The following is a 15,820-nucleotide window of genomic DNA, read 5'->3' on the forward strand; positions in this document are numbered from 1 at the left end:
ATTCGATGCCGCGCCATCAGCGCACGGTGATCACCCGATTGTGCCAACCGGTGGCGCCGTTCGGGAACGGCGTGGTGCGGGCCTCCTCCTGCAACGCACCGGTGCCGTCGACGGCACGGACCCGCACGGTGTGGGTGCCCGTGCTCGCCTGCCAGCGCCAAACCCATTGCCGCCAGGTGTCGGTCGAGTACTCCGCGGCCAATTCCGCGGGCTGCCAAGGCCCGTCGTCGACCTGCAGTTCGACACTCGCGATGCCGCGATGCTGGGCCCAGGCCACACCGGCCACGATCACCTCACCCGCGTCCACGGTGGTGAAGGCGGCGGGGACGTCGATGCGCGATGCCGTCTTGATCGGCCCGCGGTCCGACCAGCCGCGCTGCGTCCAGTAGGCGCGGGCGCGGTCGAAGCGGGTGACCTCGAGGTCGACCACCCATTTGGTGGCCGACACGTAGCCGTAGAGGCCGGGAACGATCAGCCGGGCCGGATAGCCGTGCGCCACCGGCAGCGGCTCGCCGTTCATGCCGACCGCGAGCAGGGCGTCACGGCCGTCGGTGACGGCGGATAAGGGTGTGCCCGCGGTGAATCCGTCGACGCTGCGCGACAGCAGCAGATCCGCGTCCGGGTGCGGTCCGGCCTCGGCCAGCAGGTCGGCGAGCGGATAGCCCAGCCAGCGGGCGGTTCCGGCCAGTTCGCCGCCCACCTCGTTGGAGACGCAGGTGAGGGTCATGAGGCTCTCGACGGCGGAGCGCAGCCGCAACCGGTCGAAGTCGAATTCCACTGGGCGGTCGACCATTCCGTGGATGCGCAGCCGCCAGTCGCCGCTGGTCAACGCCGGCAACTGGAGCGCGGTATCGACCCGGTAGAAGCGGTCATTGGGGGTGACGAAGGAGGTCAGGCCCGGCACGCTCGGCGCGACCCGCGCCGTCACCGCGGGCGCGGTCCGGACCGGGCGGGGCAGCAGAAAGCGCGCCCGATCCGCGGTCACATCCCGCAGGCGAGTCGCGAGGGTCTGGCCCAGCGCGGCCGCGCCCAGCGCGAGCGCGCCCACGCTCGCGGCCGAGACCAGGAACCGGCGACGGGAGACACCGGTCTCGGGCCGCCGGAAACTCGGCCGGCCCGCCACCAGCACCCGCAGGACCGCGACACCGGCGACCACACCCGCCACCGCCGGAACCGCGAACCATGCACCGGCAGTGGGTCTTTGCAGCGCCGCGACCACGACGACGCCGCCCAGTGCCACCAGCAGCACGCTGCCCAGCGGACGCCGGCGCTCCAATACGCCGGCCACCACCGCCCCGAGCACCATGACCGCCGCCATGGAGGCGAACAGCGCCTGCTTGTCGTGGCTGCCGAAGCGGCGGATCGCGGCGTCCTTCAACTGATGCGGCGTGTGATCGACCATGGTCGCGCCGAGCACGAAGAACGGTGATGACGCGGGATCGATCAGCGCGGCGACGAGATGACCGACACCCAGGACCGTCGCGGCGGCCAGCACTCCGGCCACCGCCGCGCGTGTCCATCCGATCGCCGCCCCACGGGGCGATCGGGCCCCGGCCGCGCGCAGCCGACCGATCGACGGGAGTCGTGAGTGTCGTTCGTGCACAGCAGGTTCGGAGTCGGCTATCGGATCGGGAATTACTGCGGGTTCGGGCATGACAGCGCCTTCGGCATCAGGCGGGCGGCATGAGGACGGAGTCGATCATGTAGACGGTCGCGTTGGCCGTCTGCACGCCACCGCAGATCACCGACGCGTCGCCGACCTTGATGGTGTCCCCGTCGCGGGTGACCGAGACGTCCGCGCCCTCGACGGTCTTGTGGGTTCCGGCGATCTGATCGGGCGCGATCCGGCCCGCCACCACGTGGTAGGTCAGGATCTTCGAGAGCCCGGCGGAATCGGTCTTGAGCGAATCCACGGTCGCGGCCGGGATTTTCGCGAACGCCGCGTCGACCGGGGCGAATACGGTGAACTGGCCGCCGTCGAGCGTGTCGACCAGGTTCACCTGCGGGTTCAGCTTGCCCGACACCGCCGCCACCAGCGTGGTGAGCAGCGGATTGTGCGAGGCCGCCACCGCGACCGGGTCCTGCGCCATGCCGCTGACCGAGCCCGCGCCGGTGGGGACCTGCTTGGCGTAGTCCGCGCAGCCGGGGCCGACCAGCGCCGCGGCCGCGGCGGCGGTCGTGGAGCTCGCCATCGCGGTCGTGGTGCTGGAACTGGATTTATCGCTGGAACAGGCGGTCATACCGACCGCCGAGGCCAGGGCGAGGGTGAGCACAGCCGTGCGTCGAACGAGTTTCATGATCGATTTCCTTCCGAGGGAGATGAGGTCAGAGGTCACCGGCCGGGGTCGGGAGTTCGGATCGGCCGGTGACCGTTCTGCCATGGGGCGGCTCTGGGCCCCGGGCGACGCTCCTTGGATCCGATGAGCGTTGGATCCGATCAGCGCCGCTTGGGTTTCGCGCCGCTCCCCGGGACGGTTTGGTCCGGGCCGGGAACCAAACCGAATCGGCTCGCATATCGAAATCGAGGTATGTCCTGGCAGACACCGCTAGCCTCGGAGGCAGCGCGCGACGATTCGACCTTGCGCCGCGGCTGCCGCACGTGGTCCCCAGCATCGGAAGCACCGAGTCATCCCTACATACGGAGACACAGCGCTATGGCGGATGAACGCCGCATTCTCTCGATCGACACGGGCCATCAAGAGCTGCCCGGCGGCGGTGGGGAATCCTGCCCGACGCAGCGGGTCACACCCGATCCGGAGGCCGCGCGCCGGCTCGCGGAGCTGTTACACGAGATCGCCGACGGTGATCGCGCGGCCTTCACCCAGTTCTACCGCTCCACCCACGACCGGGTGTTCGGGCTCGCACTGCGCATTCTGCGGCGCTCGGCCCCGGCCGAGGAGATCACCCAGGAGGTGTACCTCTACGTGTGGAACACTGCGGCGCAATATGATTCGCGGCTGGCCAGTCCGATCGGCTGGCTGATGATGCTCACCCACCGGCGCGCGGTGGACCGGGTGCGGGTCGAATCCTCCGCCGCCATCCGGGATCTCACCTACGGGCAGCGGCAGCTGGGCCGCGACCACGATATCGTCGCCGAGACGGTGAGCCAGCGTTCCGACGAGCGGGCGGTCATCCGCTGCCTCGACACGCTCACCACCACCCAGCGCGAAACCGTCGCGCTCGCCTACTATGGCGGCCGGACCTATGCGGAAGTGGCCGAGCACCTGGGCATTCCGCTCAATACCGTCAAGACCAGAATCCGCGACGGCCTCAAACGCCTCCAGAGCTGCCTGACAGGATCGGTGCGTGATGCCTGACATCCACCCCCAGGCCGACCTGCGCGAGCTGGCCTACCCGTACGCCCTCGACGCGCTGACCGACGCCGACCGCCGCACCGTCGAGCAGCTACTTGAGCACGCCGACGAACCTGTCGCCACCGAATTCCGTTCCACCGTCCACGATCTGCGCGAAACCCTCGCATCGATGACGCTGGTCGACGCCGTCCCCGCCCCCGCGGAACTCGAGTACACCATCGACACGGCCCTCGACGCCCAACTCGCCGCACCGTCCCTCGCCGCCGCCCGCCGCCGCCGACTGCGGCTGTACGCGGTGGCCGCCGCGGCGGCGGTCGCCATCGGTATCGGGGCGGGAATCACCATCTACCGCAACCAATCCCCCGCCTCCGGCGAACTCACCGCTCAGCAGGTGATCACCCACGGCGACGCCCGCCAGCAAACCCTCCCGGTGGCCACGGGCGGCACCATCACCGTCGATGCCTCCCGCCAGCTCGGCGCGGCAATCCTCTATTTCGACGCCGTCCCCGCCCCGCCTCCCGAGCACACCTACCAGCTGTGGCTGATCTCCCCGGCGGGCCAACCCCGCTCGGCAGGCGTGGTCCCCACCCTCCCGACCAGCACGGCCCCGATCCTCATGCGAGTAGGCGACGCCACCCAGATCGCCCTCTCCATCGAACCCGACGGCGGCTCCCCCGCCCCCACCACCACCCCGGTCGTCGGAGTCACCCTCTCCTGACCACCATGCAACCGACCTATCCGGGTCAGCCGCGCCGGAACACCCGGCGGAGTACGGCGGGATGCCGCACGAGTTTCGGGGCCAGCACGAGCGCCAGCGCAGTCAGGCCCAGCCAGGGACGCACGTGCGGTGTCAGTCGTCGGATGCGGCCGTGCGCGTCCTGCTCGATCAGTATCGCGTCGCCGATTCGGATACCCAGGACACGTGCTCGCGCCACGACGACGGCGGTGCCGTCACCGTCGATGCGGTGATCCCAGGCGAAGCCGGACAGCGCGGGCAACAGGATCGAGAACAGCACACGCAGATCCTCGTGGCCGCGGAACACCGCACGACCGGCCAATGGCGACACGAGTTCCCCATCGGGCGTGAAGGTTTCGATCACGGCGTCGACGTCGCCCAATTTCGTTGCCGCACAGAATCGAGCGATGACATCCTCGTCCACCGAGACCACCCCTACCCGTAGTGACTACTACGCAGTGTAGTCGTCGCCGGTTGGGTTCGCGCCCGAAAACCGTGCCACGCCGCGAATCTCACCGGCCGAGGCGTTGCTTCTTGACCTTGTTGCCGCAGGTGTTCATGGAGCACCAACGGCGGTTGGCGCCGCGGCTGGTGTCGAGGAAGAGGCCTGCGCAGCCAGGGCCTTCGCAGTTCTTGACGAGGTGGCGGTGGGGGCCGCCGAGGACGTGGATCGCATCCGTGGCCAGGACGCCGAGAGCGTCGCTCGCGGGTGTCGATTCGGTCAGGAGCCAGGCCGCGCGTTCGTGTTTCAGCGCGGCCCTCGCATGGCCGGCTGCCGCGGCCGCGTTGAGGGCGCGGACGTCGCGGGGGTTCGGCTGCTCACCCGCGGCGATCGCGGAGCCGAGGCGGTAGATCGCCTCGCGCAGGTCGAGAGCGTCCTTCAGGTCGGCCGGGGAGGCGTGGGCGAGGTCGAGTCCTACGGCTTGCAGCCACATCGTCAATCGTGCGGGGCTGTCGAGCCGCTCCCGCGGTGCCGGGCTCGCGCGATCGCTCACGGTGGCGGTGAACCGGAACGCCAGGACCTCGTTGTCCAGCCGGAAGACGCGCTGCGCATCCTCTGCCATACCAACCTCCTGAGGGCCACTTACTGAACCGTCTTGGGCGGTTCGTGTCGATCGTAACTCTATGGCAAGATGGAACCGTCTTAGACGGTTCACAAGAAGGAGTGCCCCGCATGAGCAGCATCGCGGTCATCGGTCTCGGAGCAATGGGAAAACCCATCGCCCGCAACCTGTTGAAGGCCGGCCACGACGTCGTGGTGTGGAATCGTTCCGCCACCGCGGCCGACGAACTCGTGGCAGCGGGTGCTACTCGCGCCGCCTCGGCCGAGGAGGCCATGGGATCACCGGTGGTCTTCTCGATGCTCTCCGATGACCGGGCCGTCACCGAGATGTTCCTCGACTCCGGTGTCCTGGCCCGGATTCCGAACGGAACGGTGCACGTCAACCTCGCCACGGTGAGCGCGGATCTGGCGCATCGCCTCGACGAAGCGCACGCCGAGCACGGCATCGGGTACCTGGCGGCACCGGTCTTCGGACGCGCCCCCGTCGCCGAAGCCGGAGCACTCAACATCCTGGCGGCGGGCGAGGCCGCGCTGATCGACCGTGTGCAGCCGTTCTTCGACGTGATCGGCTCCCGGACCTGGCGCCTCGGCGACCGCCCGGAGCAGGCCAATATCGTGAAGATCCTCGGAAACTACTTGATCGCGTGCGCGATTCAGGCCGTGAGCGAGGCCGTCAGCCTCGCCGAAGCCACCGGCGTCGACTCCAGCCAGTTCGTCGAACTACTGAGCTCGACCCTCTTCCCGGGGCCCGTCTATTCCGGCTACGGGTCGATGATCGCCGAAAGGCGCTACCAGCCGGCCGGATTCACCACCGTCCTCGGCCGCAAAGACGTCCACCTCGCCCTCGACGCCGCCAATGACAACGACGTCCCCCTCCCCATCGGCCAACTACTCCGAACGGTCCTCGATCAGGCCATCGCCGACGGCCGCGAATCGGACGACTGGGCCGTCATCGCCGAACAGCAACCGCGATAACGAAGGCAGTTTCACACCGCCGCCGCCGGTGTGCACAGATAGCTTTCTCGCATGGGTGCCGACGAACACGACCAGGCTCGCACCGCAACCGCGCTGCGCACACGACTGCGCCATGTCTATTGGATCGGTGGGGGCAGCGGTGCCGGGAAATCAACAGTCGCAAGTAATCTCGGGGACCGACACGGCTTGCGCGTGTACTCGACCGATGATGCGATGCGGGATCATGCGGCGCGCAGTACACGGGACGACGCGCCCTGGCTCACCCGGTTTGCGGCGATGAGTATGAACGAACGCTGGGTGGACCGGTCACCGGAGACGATGCTCGATACGTTCCACTGGTTCCGGGGAGAAGGTTTCCGTTTCATCGTCGACGACCTGTTGCACTGGTCCGATGACACCGGGGTGATCGTGGAGGGATTCCGGTTACTACCGCAACTGGTCGCTCCGCTGCTGACCGAGCGACGACGGGGCGTGTGGCTGCTTCCCTCACCCGGGTTCCGCCGGGCGGCTTTCGATAAGCGCGGCTGGGAGATTCCGGGCAAGACCGGTGATCCGGACCGGGCCGCGCGAAATCTGCTCGAGCGTGATCGGCTGTTCACCGAGCGTCTTCGAGAGGAGAACGCGCGGCTCGGACTCCCCGTCCTCGACGTCGACACCGTGTCCGAGCACGATCTGACCGAGACGGTCGGTCGGATGCTCGGACTCGGAGGCTCAGGCAGCGAGGATGAGGAGCGACGAGGTTGCGAGGGAGAAGGTTAGGAAGATGATGGCTCCCAGCATGTTCGGGTCGTGGCTGCGGAGGTGGGCGGCGATCGCGCCTACGAAGTAGAGGACCAGGCCGATGGCCGCGGCGATGGCGACGGGCGGGAACCAGATGCCGCCGATGAGGCCGAGTGTCGCGGCGATTTGCAGGGTTCCGAGGATGGCGAGTTGGGAGGTGTTGAGGTGGACCGCTGCTGCGAATTGGCGGATCCACGCGGGGCGAACGAATTTCATCAGTCCGGACTGGAGCATTGCCAGGGCTAGCAGGACCGACAGAATCAAGGCTGTGATGTGCATGATCGCAACGCTAGGAATCCGTTAGGTACCAATTGGTAACCTTCGGATCGTGAACCACCCCGCCGGAACCATGTTCATGTCCGATTGTCCCGCGCGCACGGCACTCGAAGTCATCGCGAACAAGTGGTCCGTGGTCACCCTGTACGCCCTCAAAGACGGCCCGAAGCGGCACAGCGAACTCGTCGCCCTCTCCGGCGGAATCTCCCGAAAAGTGCTGACCCAAACCCTGCGCCGCCTACAAAGCAACGGCCTCATCGAGCGCCGGCGCTACGCCGAAGCGCCCCCACGGGTGGAATACCGCCTGACCCCACTCGGCCGCACACTCGAGGACCCGATAGCGATGCTGACGAACTGGGCACAAACCCACGGCGAAACCCTCGTCGACTTCCAGGAATCGGCAGCCGCGAACGCCCGCACCGGGTAGTAGGATCCGTTGCGTGCCAATCGAGTTCAGCGACCAATCGTCGGCTCAATGTGGATGCGGTCACGACCGTTGCGCTCATTGCGCCGGAATGGGCCGTGCTGGTCGCGATCGGCGTCGCGGGGGCGTATCTGTATCGGCGGCGGAGTTATCGCCTTAGGACACAACGGAATCCGAGGTGACCGGTTGCGGTGTCTTCGGTCTGGCCTTGACGGGCGGCGGGGCGGTAGCGCAGGCAGTAGTTGGGTGCGCACAGGTAGGAGCCGCCTTTGACGACTCGGTGGGGGAAGTGTTCGGGGGGCTCGGCGACGGTGGCTGTGTGCTGCGGGGCGCAGCAGGCGGGGGCGTGGTCGGGCGGGGCGAAGAGGTCGGTGGTCCATTCCCAGACGTTGCCGGTCATGTCCGACAGGTGGTAGCCGTTGGGTGGGTAGGTTCCGACGGGGGTGGTGCCGGGTTGGCTGGATTGGCCACGGCCGGGCTGGAATTGCCAAGGGAATTCGCCCATCCAGGTGTTGGCCATGCGGCGGCCCTTCGGTGCGAAATCGTCGCCCCAGCTGTAGGTGGCGTTGTCGCGGCCGCCGCGGGCGGCGAATTCCCATTCGGCCTCGGTGGGTAGCGACTTTCCGGCCCAGGTGGCGTAGGCGGTCGCGTCCGCGAAACCGACCTGGGTGACCGGGTGCCGGTCCAGTCCGTCGAGGGTGCTGTGCGGGCCGCGGGGATGCCGCCAATCAGCGCCGGGCACGTACGCCCACCAGCGTCGCCAGTTGTCGAGATTGACCGGTCCCGCGGTGCGCTGGAAAACCAAGGCGCCGGGGACCAGTCCGTCCGGGTCGGCATCGGGATAGTCGGCCGGATCCAGGGGACGCTCGGCGACGGTGCGATAGCCGGTGGCCTTGACGAAGCGGCGGAACTCGGCATTGGTGACCGGATGGGCATCGATCCAGAACGGGTCGACGCGCATTCGACGCACGGGCCGTTCCTCCGGAAAGAAATCCGCTGAGCCCATGGTGAATTCACCGCCCGGTATCTCGACCATATTGCGAACCCGCGCGCGGACAGTGTCATTCGCCATCGCATGCTCCTCAATCACGCAGGTAGGCCCCTTCGGCTGCTCGGCGCAGATCGACGGAGATGTCGTCGGCGGTGTACACCTCGACCCGGTCGACGCGTGCGCCGGACAGCGCGAACGGCGAGCGATATTCGGCGGAGACCGGCTGCCCCCGGTCCTTCCCTACATTCATGCCCTCGCCCGAGAGCGAGAAGAAGAACGGCTGGATCGTCAATCCTGATGCCGCGACCCGTTCACCATTGAGATACAGGTGCGCGTCCCCGGTGGGTGAAGGCCCGTCACTGCCCTTCTTGAGGAAATCGATGCCGACCGTATTGCGGCCGACCGGCAGCGCACGATCGGAGACGAGGTGTTGTTCTCGCTCACCGAGCCAGTTGTAGACATAGTGCAGACGTTGATCCTTCACGAACAGCGAGCGTCCACCACCGGCGAAAACCACCCCCGCACAATTGATGTCGTCGATCGTCACCTCGGCGGCGAGCGCGAACGACCGCCCGATCATCACGAACGCCCGCTCGGGCACCTCCGAGCCGCCGGGGAAGAGCGTGATGCGCCCATTGCTGTCCGCAACCGACGGCCGCTCCAGATCCGCGATCTCCATGCCGGTGCGGTCATCGAGCGGATACCCCTTGTAGAGCCCGGCCTGTTCATCCCACAACGCGACCAACTCCGCCAGCCGCCGCGGTTCGGCGCCGGCAAGATCGTGCATCTGGTTACGGTCGACGTCGAGGTGATACAGACACCAGGTGTCCTGATCGAAGTGCCCCCAGCCATTCGGGGCCGGGGCGTGCACGGTATTGGCCTGCCAGCCATCCCGCCAGATCGCCCGGGTGCCCATCATCGAATAGAACTGAGTGTGCTTGGGCGAGACCGCATTCGGGTCACGCAGCACCGACGCCATCGAAACGCCCTCGAGCGGCGTCTGTTTCACCATGCGCACCGTATCCGGCGCGGAGATCCCCATCAGTTCGTACAGGGTCGGCACGATGTCGATGGCGTGAATGTACCTGTCGCACTTGACTCCCTGCGCGGACAGGCCTTTTGGCCAGGAGATCAGCAGTGGATCGGCGGTCCCGCCCTCCCACGCCGCATTCATCTTGTACAGCTTGAACGGAGTGTTGAATGCCATCGCCCACCCGTTGCTGTAATGCGGATAGGTGGATTCACCGCCGAGTTCGTCGATCTTGGCGAGATTCTCGTCGAGGTTTTCCGGAATCTGGTTGTACCAGCGATTCGCGTTGACCGATCCCTGCGGGCCGCCCTCCGCCGACGCGCCGTTGTCCGACATAGCAACGATGATCGTGTTGTCGAGTTGCCCGGTCTGCTCCAGATAGTCCAGCAGGCGGCCGATCTGCTGATCGGTGTAGGAGGCGTATCCAGCGAACACCTCGGCCTGCCGGGCGAACAAACGCTTCTCACCGTCGCCGAGCTGATCCCACGCAGTAACCAGATCCGAGGTGGGCCACGGCAATCCCGTGGTACTGGCGGCGTGCGCGAGCGGGTTGATATCCGGCAGAACGGTATCGGCGGGCAGCAGCCCGAGTTCCTTCTGCCGGGCCAGCACTCGCTCGCGATAGTGCTCGTAGCCGTCGTCGAACACACCTTTGTACTTGTCGGCCCATTCGCGGAATACATGATGAGGGGCGTGGCAAGCACCGGGGCAGTAGTACATCATCCACGGTTTGTGCGGTGCGGTGGCCAGCGAATCGGCGATGAATTCGATGCCGTGATCGGCCAGGTCCGCCGACAGGTGATAGCCCTGCGCCGGTGCGGCGGGCGGGTCGATCTGATGGTTGTCGTACCACAGATCCGGATACCACTGATCGGTCAAACCACCGAGAAACCCGTAGAACCGGTCGAATCCGCGGCCCAGCGGCCAGGTCCGTTTGGCCGCTCCCATCGACATCTCCGAGGCCGGAGACAGATGCCACTTCCCGACCGCCATCGTGTTGTAGCCGCGCTCGCGCAGCACCTCGGAGATGAAGCCGTTCTCCGGCGGGATGTAGCAGGACATGTTCGGGAAGCCGTCGGAGATCTCACCGATCACGGCCATGCCGTTGCTGGTCGCATTGCGTCCGGTCAACAGCGCCGCCCGGGTCGGCGAGCACAGGGCGGTGGTATGGAATTGCGTGAATTGCACTCCCCGGTCGGCGATTCGGCGCATGTTCGGCATCTCGATCGCACCGCCGTAGAGATCCCACGACCCGAATCCCATATCGTCCCACACGATATAGAGCACATTCGGCGCGCCCGACGGCGCTTGCGGCTCGATGAACGGACCCCAGTCCGGCACCGAATCCCGGACATCGTGGGCGATCTTGCCGGCGAACTTCGGTGTCATCGTCGTTTCCTTTCCCGGCGAACCTGACGGACCGCTCCACCGCGCACCGACCGCGGCACCGGCGACGCCTGCGGTCGCCAAAGCCGCGCCCGCGCCGAACAACCTGCGTCGTGACACCTGCGGTTTCTGGAAACCGTCTTCGGTGTCGGACTTCCCGTTCATCAACATCCTCTCCGGTTCGCCCTCTTCGAATTCGACGGTAGAAATCCGAACCGAACCCCCGCCTCACCTCCGAGAGGTGAACCCGTGACTCCCCTGAAGACGGGCCGGCGGGATCGACCGTGATCACCCCAACCTGCGCGAGCGAGATCTAGGTCACATCGCTGAGGCGGACCGGTCGGTAACATCGGTCGGGTCTTTCGATCTTCGGTGCAGGGCAGGCCCGTCGAGCGGGTCTTCGAGGGAAAACACACAGACCGGTAGTCCACTCGCAAGGCAAAGACCATGTCCGACAGTCGTTCGCTGCTTCGGGACTGGTGGCGTGATCGGACCGACTATCAGGGGTTGGTCGAGACCCTGACCGGGTCGGCCGCATTGCCGCTGGTGCGCTTCACCGTGGGCTTGGGCGGGGTGGTGATGTGCGCGATCACGATTCTGACGATGCTGTCGCCGGCGGGACCGAGCGGCACGGTCGCGCGATGGGTCTTCGTGGCGATCGCGGTGCTCGCGGCGGGGTGGACGATCCGATGGTGGCTGTTGCCGTGGCCGTGCGAAGTCGAGTCACTGGCGTGGGTGGCCGCGGCGGATGTGGCCATCACGACGGCGGGCCTGCTGGACAGCGATCGGGTCTACGGTGCGGTGGGCGGGATCCTGCTGGTGGTGACCGGGGCCTATCTCAGCCTGTTCCACAGCCCGAAAGCCCTTGCCGTGCATACGGTCTGGTCACTGGCTTCGATCGTGGCGCTGAGCGGTCGCATCGCGCTGGGCAGCGCGATCGGCGACACCACGCTGGCGGCGGCGATCGTGCTGACCATGGTGGCGGCGACCGTGCTGGTGCTGCCGACCCTGCAGTTCTGCACCTGGCTGATGCGCGTCGACACCCTCACCGATCCGCTGACCGGGCTGCTCAACCGCCGCGGACTCGACTACTACCTGCCGGGTTTCGTGCGGTCGGCCCGGTCCGGGGAGATCTGCGTGCTGACGGTCGATCTGGATCGGTTCAAGGCGGTGAACGACACCTACGGGCACGGGGTCGGCGATGAGGCGCTGGTGCGCACGGCCGCCGAACTCGGTGCGGTGGCGGGTGAATTCCTCATCGCCCGCACCGGCGGCGAGGAATTCGCGCTCATCGGCAGGCTGTCGCCGGCCACCTGTGGCGACGCCGCCGAGGCGGTCCGCCGCGCCATCGAATCGATCGACGACCTTCCGGTCCGTCTCACCGCCAGCGTCGGTGCCGCACTGCTGAACTCTGCCCACCTGGGTCGCTGCGGCCGCGAATATCTGCTGACCAGCCTGCTGCGCTCCTCGGACGCGGCGATGTACCAGGCCAAGCACAAGGGCGGCAATACCGTCGTCTTCGCCGCCCGGGTCACACCTCAACCCATCTGATCCACGTTTCCTATGTATATTAGGTTTCAACCTAAACAACATAGGAAGGATGTTAGCGATGACTCCCGACACGGGAATCAAGTCCGACACTCTGCGCGTCCCCGGTGCGACGCTGTACTACGAAATCCGCGGCGCGGGGCCACTTCTGGTGTTCCTGCCCGGCGGTGGCGGTGACGCCGGGACCGTCGATCCACTGGCCGACGTGCTCGCCGAGCACTTCACCGTGGTCGCCCTCGACCCACGCGGATACTCGCGCAGCACCCTCGACGGCCCGCAGGTCACGCAGCGGGTGGAGGTACAGAGTGATGACGTGTTGCGGCTGATCCAGCAGCTCACCGATGAGCCCGTGCATGTCGTGGGCGGCAGCGCGGGAGCCATCGTCGGACTCGATCTGCTGGCGCGGCACCCGGACAAGGTGCGCACGCTGGTCGCACACGAGCCGCCGTGTTTCGCCGTGCTGCCCGATGCCGCCGTGCAGCGCGCGATGATCGACGAGGTGCACACCCTGTTCCGCACCGAGGGTGTGGCCGCGGCGTCGGCCCGGTTCCTGGCCGGTATCGGACCCGCGATGAAATCCGCGCCCGCACCGGGCGAGTTGTCACCGCGCGCGGCCGCGATGTGGGAGCGCCTGGCGGCGAACGGGCCGCTCATGCTGGAACACGAGCTGCGCGAATTCACCTCGTACATACCCGATTACGAGGCGTTGAGCGCGAGTGTCGATCGGCTGACCCTCGCCGTCGGGCGGGAGACCCGGGGTGCACTCCCCTATCGGCCCGCCGTGGAGATCGCTGCCCGCCTCGACACGGCGGTGACCGAATTCCCCGGTGCCCACAATGGAATGCGGACCGACGCCGACGCCTTCGCGCGTCAGCTCGTCGGGATCCTCACCGCCGGAACCCGTTCGGGCCGTGGCTGAGTCGCTGTAGAGCGAGTTCGGCGTACAGCGCCGCGCCGTCGGCCAGGACCGATTCGTCGAATTCGGCCAGCGGTGAATGGTTGGCCGGGGCCCGATCCGGCTCGGGCACGCCCGCCGGGGCGGCCCCGAGCAGCAGCATCGCACCCGGCACGGCCGCCAGCACGCGGGAGAAATCCTCGGATCCGGAGGCCGGATGCGGCGCCCAGTCGAACCGGTCGTCACCGAAGAGTTCGATCGCGGTCGCGGCGGCGAATTCGGCCTCGGCCTGGTCGTTCACCGTGACCGGATACATCGGTTCGTAGTCGATCGCGGCGGTGACGCCGTGCGCCTCGGCCAGGCCACGGATCATTCGCACGATGCCGTCCCGCGCCCGGGTCCGCGCCGCGTCCGAGTAGCTGCGCACGGTGGCTTCGAAGGCGGCCTCGTCGGGGATGACATTGCTCTGGGTGCCGCCGTGGATCGAGCCCACCGTGATCACGACGGGATCGTGGATGTCGAAGCGGCGGGTCACGAATGTCTGTAGCGCCAGCACCATTTCGCAGGCGACGGGGATCGGGTCGAGGGCTTGATGCGGCATGGATCCGTGTCCGCCCGCGCCGCGCACGGTCACCCGGACGGTGTCGGAGGCGGACAGGAACGGCCCGCCGCGGGTCGTGATCCGACCCGCCCGCAGCATGCTGATGACATGCAGCGCGTAGGCGGCGACCACCCGCTCACCGGAGGCGTCGAGCACGCCCTCCGCGAGCATGTGCCGCGCGCCGTCGTACCCTTCCTCGCCCGGCTGGAACATGAAAACCACGTCGCCGCACAGTTTTTCGCGGTGTGCGCAGAGCAGCCGGGCCGCCCCGGCGAGCATGCTGACGTGCAGGTCGTGACCGCAGGCGTGCATCCGGTCCACCGGCGCGGCGAAGCTGAGGCCGGTGCGCTCGGTGACGGGCAGCGCGTCCATATCGCCGCGCAGCAGCACCGTGGGGCCGGGCCGCGCCCCGCGCAGCACCGCCGTGACCGACGAGAGCGCCGCTCCGACGGTCACTTCCAGGTCGAGTCCGTCGAGGGCGGTGAGCACCTGCTCCTGGGTCCGGGGCAGCGACAGCCCCAGTTCGGGTTCCCGGTGCAGGCGACGACGCAGGGCCACCAGCTCACCCTGGATTTCACGGGCGTCCTCATGAACCGACATCACTGTCCTCCCTGCCCTCCCAGTGTGTGTCGCGCCGCGGCGGCGCGCTGCGAATTCCGGATCACCGCGCGATCACTATCCACGCCTTCAGGTTGCCAAAAGTTTGCCCATCTGGTGGTGTGGATCCGATCGTCCAGTCGGAACGAGAGGTGTCGAGATGAGAGTTCGAACCGTGCTCACGACAGGAATCGCGGGCGTCGCGCTGGTCTTCGGCATGGCGGCCCCGGCCCAGGCACAGGAACTGGCGGCGGGTCTGAACTGCGATGGCCTGATGTGTACCAATGACAGCGACGACTCGTACGTGGTCTCCGGTGTCACGTACTGCCTCACCAATCCCGCGAACACACCACAGACGCCGGGACAGTTCCCGGCCTCTCCGACGCCGTACCAGAATTCGTTCAGCGGTGTCGCCCCACCGCACGGGTCGGTCGGACTGACTCCGATGTGCCGCGGCGGCGACAGCATGACCGGATGGGCACTGACCGGCGCGGCCCCCGGCACCGGAATGCCGGGCACCGGTTCCGGGTAGGCCTCACCCTGCGGCGGGCACCACCAGGCCGGTCAGGAAAGCGGTCAGCACCGCGGTCACGTCGGCCAGGTCCGGCCGCGGCTCCGCGGTACTCCACTGTTGCACCAGGGCCATCAGCGCGCCGATGAAACCCGTTGCCGCAGCCCGGAATCCACCCGGCGGGACATAGTCCGGACCGACGCTCTGCCGCATCCGCTCGATGAAGAACTGCACCCACGTCTCGCGCTGCGTCAGCCGATGCTGTTCCACCCGCGGGCTCACCCCCACGATCTCCACGAACGACACCGCCGCCCGGCGCGGATCGCGGCCCACCGACTCGGCGTACGCGGTCACCGCGGCCGCCATGTGCACCCGGACATCCGCGGTTCCGGCCACCTCGACCGCCGCGGTCACGGCGTGGCGGGCGTCGTCCTGAATCAGGTCGTACACCGCGAGCAGCAGATCCTCGCGATTGCCGAAGTGCTCGTAGAACTGTCCGCGCGCCAGCCCCGCCGCCCGGCACAGCGAGGTGATCGAGCTCTCCCGATAGCCACCGCCGCCGAAGACCTCGAGCCCGGCGGCAAGGAATTCCGTGCGGCGCTCGGCCCGGCGGTCCTCGACCGGCCGGCCGCTGTATTTCCGGGTCGAAACGCTGCTCTCGGTCACGACTGCGAGGTTAGTCGGCGGCCGTCC

The 15,820-nt window shown here is 67.6% G+C and carries 17 protein-coding genes; 8 read left to right on the forward strand and 9 right to left on the reverse strand.

The window, feature by feature from the left end:
* Positions 1–16 precede the first annotated feature (16 nt).
* Positions 17–1,654, reverse strand: a complete 1,638-nt coding sequence (locus ACFXHA_RS34500) for a molybdopterin-dependent oxidoreductase (RefSeq protein ID WP_379363648.1) — start codon at positions 1,652–1,654, stop codon at positions 17–19.
* A gap of 16 nt (positions 1,655–1,670) precedes the next feature.
* Positions 1,671–2,297, reverse strand: coding sequence for a fasciclin domain-containing protein (locus ACFXHA_RS34505; RefSeq protein WP_379363649.1), 627 nt, complete (start codon positions 2,295–2,297; stop codon positions 1,671–1,673).
* Positions 2,298–2,654: 357 nt separating this feature from the next.
* Between ACFXHA_RS34505 and sigK the strand changes: the two genes are divergently transcribed.
* Together sigK and ACFXHA_RS34515 are read left to right on the forward strand one after the other, a co-directional pair.
* Positions 2,655–3,317, forward strand: coding sequence for an ECF RNA polymerase sigma factor SigK (sigK, locus tag ACFXHA_RS34510; RefSeq protein ID WP_379363650.1), 663 nt, complete (start codon positions 2,655–2,657; stop codon positions 3,315–3,317).
* Positions 3,310–4,032, forward strand: a complete 723-nt coding sequence (locus ACFXHA_RS34515; protein WP_379363651.1) for an anti-sigma factor domain-containing protein — start codon at positions 3,310–3,312, stop codon at positions 4,030–4,032. The genes sigK and ACFXHA_RS34515 overlap by 8 nt, the downstream gene beginning before the upstream one ends.
* Positions 4,033–4,057: 25 nt before the next feature.
* Here the strand turns inward: ACFXHA_RS34515 and ACFXHA_RS34520 are convergent, their stop codons facing one another.
* Both ACFXHA_RS34520 and ACFXHA_RS34525 read right to left on the reverse strand, forming a co-directional pair.
* A complete protein-coding gene (locus ACFXHA_RS34520; RefSeq protein ID WP_379363653.1) occupies positions 4,058–4,474 on the reverse strand; it encodes a nuclear transport factor 2 family protein in 417 nt (138 codons plus the stop codon).
* 88 nt (positions 4,475–4,562) lie between these two features.
* Positions 4,563–5,114 carry a CGNR zinc finger domain-containing protein gene (locus ACFXHA_RS34525; protein ID WP_379363655.1) on the reverse strand — a complete coding sequence of 184 codons (552 nt, stop codon included), beginning with the start codon at positions 5,112–5,114 and terminating at the stop codon, positions 4,563–4,565.
* Between the two features lie 110 nt (positions 5,115–5,224).
* Here ACFXHA_RS34525 and ACFXHA_RS34530 point away from each other — a divergent pair, with 110 nt between their 5' ends.
* Together ACFXHA_RS34530 and ACFXHA_RS34535 are read left to right on the forward strand one after the other, a co-directional pair.
* Positions 5,225–6,088, forward strand: coding sequence for an NAD(P)-dependent oxidoreductase (locus ACFXHA_RS34530; RefSeq protein ID WP_379363657.1), 864 nt, complete (start codon positions 5,225–5,227; stop codon positions 6,086–6,088).
* Between the two features lie 276 nt (positions 6,089–6,364).
* Entirely contained in the window at positions 6,365–6,847 is a 483-nt protein-coding gene (locus ACFXHA_RS34535; protein WP_379363659.1) for a hypothetical protein, read from the forward strand.
* Here the strand turns inward: ACFXHA_RS34535 and ACFXHA_RS34540 are convergent.
* Positions 6,800–7,147 (reverse strand): DoxX family protein, encoded by a 348-nt coding sequence (locus tag ACFXHA_RS34540; protein ID WP_379363661.1) that lies wholly within the window; start codon positions 7,145–7,147, stop codon positions 6,800–6,802. The genes ACFXHA_RS34535 and ACFXHA_RS34540 overlap by 48 nt on opposite strands.
* Before the next feature lie 49 nt (positions 7,148–7,196).
* On the opposite strand from ACFXHA_RS34540, the gene ACFXHA_RS34545 reads away from it, so the two are divergent.
* Positions 7,197–7,571, forward strand: a complete 375-nt coding sequence (locus tag ACFXHA_RS34545) for a winged helix-turn-helix transcriptional regulator (protein WP_379363663.1) — start codon at positions 7,197–7,199, stop codon at positions 7,569–7,571.
* A 145-nt stretch (positions 7,572–7,716) separates the two neighbouring features.
* On the opposite strand, the gene ACFXHA_RS34550 is transcribed toward ACFXHA_RS34545, so the two are convergent.
* Together ACFXHA_RS34550 and ACFXHA_RS34555 are read right to left on the reverse strand one after the other, a co-directional pair.
* Positions 7,717–8,640 carry a formylglycine-generating enzyme family protein gene (locus tag ACFXHA_RS34550; protein WP_379363665.1) on the reverse strand — a complete coding sequence of 308 codons (924 nt, stop codon included), beginning with the start codon at positions 8,638–8,640 and terminating at the stop codon, positions 7,717–7,719.
* Positions 8,641–8,650: 10 nt separating this feature from the next.
* Positions 8,651–10,978, reverse strand: coding sequence for a sulfatase-like hydrolase/transferase (locus tag ACFXHA_RS34555; protein WP_379363667.1), 2,328 nt, complete (start codon positions 10,976–10,978; stop codon positions 8,651–8,653).
* A gap of 444 nt (positions 10,979–11,422) precedes the next feature.
* On the opposite strand from ACFXHA_RS34555, the gene ACFXHA_RS34560 reads away from it, so the two are divergent.
* Positions 11,423–12,526 (forward strand): diguanylate cyclase, encoded by a 1,104-nt coding sequence (locus tag ACFXHA_RS34560; protein WP_379363669.1) that lies wholly within the window; start codon positions 11,423–11,425, stop codon positions 12,524–12,526.
* Between the two features lie 58 nt (positions 12,527–12,584).
* On the forward strand, positions 12,585–13,442 hold the full coding sequence (locus ACFXHA_RS34565; protein WP_379363671.1) for an alpha/beta fold hydrolase: 858 nt from the start codon (positions 12,585–12,587) through the stop codon (positions 13,440–13,442).
* Here ACFXHA_RS34565 and ACFXHA_RS34570 read toward each other — a convergent pair.
* Positions 13,411–14,619 (reverse strand): M20 family metallopeptidase, encoded by a 1,209-nt coding sequence (locus tag ACFXHA_RS34570; protein WP_379363673.1) that lies wholly within the window; start codon positions 14,617–14,619, stop codon positions 13,411–13,413. The two genes, ACFXHA_RS34565 and ACFXHA_RS34570, sit on opposite strands and share 32 nt — an antisense overlap.
* Positions 14,620–14,776: 157 nt before the next feature.
* Here ACFXHA_RS34570 and ACFXHA_RS34575 point away from each other — a divergent pair, with 157 nt between their 5' ends.
* Positions 14,777–15,148 carry a hypothetical protein gene (locus ACFXHA_RS34575; protein WP_379363675.1) on the forward strand — a complete coding sequence of 124 codons (372 nt, stop codon included), beginning with the start codon at positions 14,777–14,779 and terminating at the stop codon, positions 15,146–15,148.
* 3 nt (positions 15,149–15,151) lie between these two features.
* On the opposite strand, the gene ACFXHA_RS34580 is transcribed toward ACFXHA_RS34575, so the two are convergent.
* A complete protein-coding gene (locus ACFXHA_RS34580; protein WP_379363677.1) occupies positions 15,152–15,793 on the reverse strand; it encodes a TetR/AcrR family transcriptional regulator in 642 nt (213 codons plus the stop codon).
* Between the last annotated feature and the right edge of the window lie 27 nt (positions 15,794–15,820).

The organism is Nocardia sp. NPDC059240, assembly GCF_042753865.1.
Lineage (GTDB): Bacteria > Actinomycetota > Actinomycetes > Mycobacteriales > Mycobacteriaceae > Nocardia.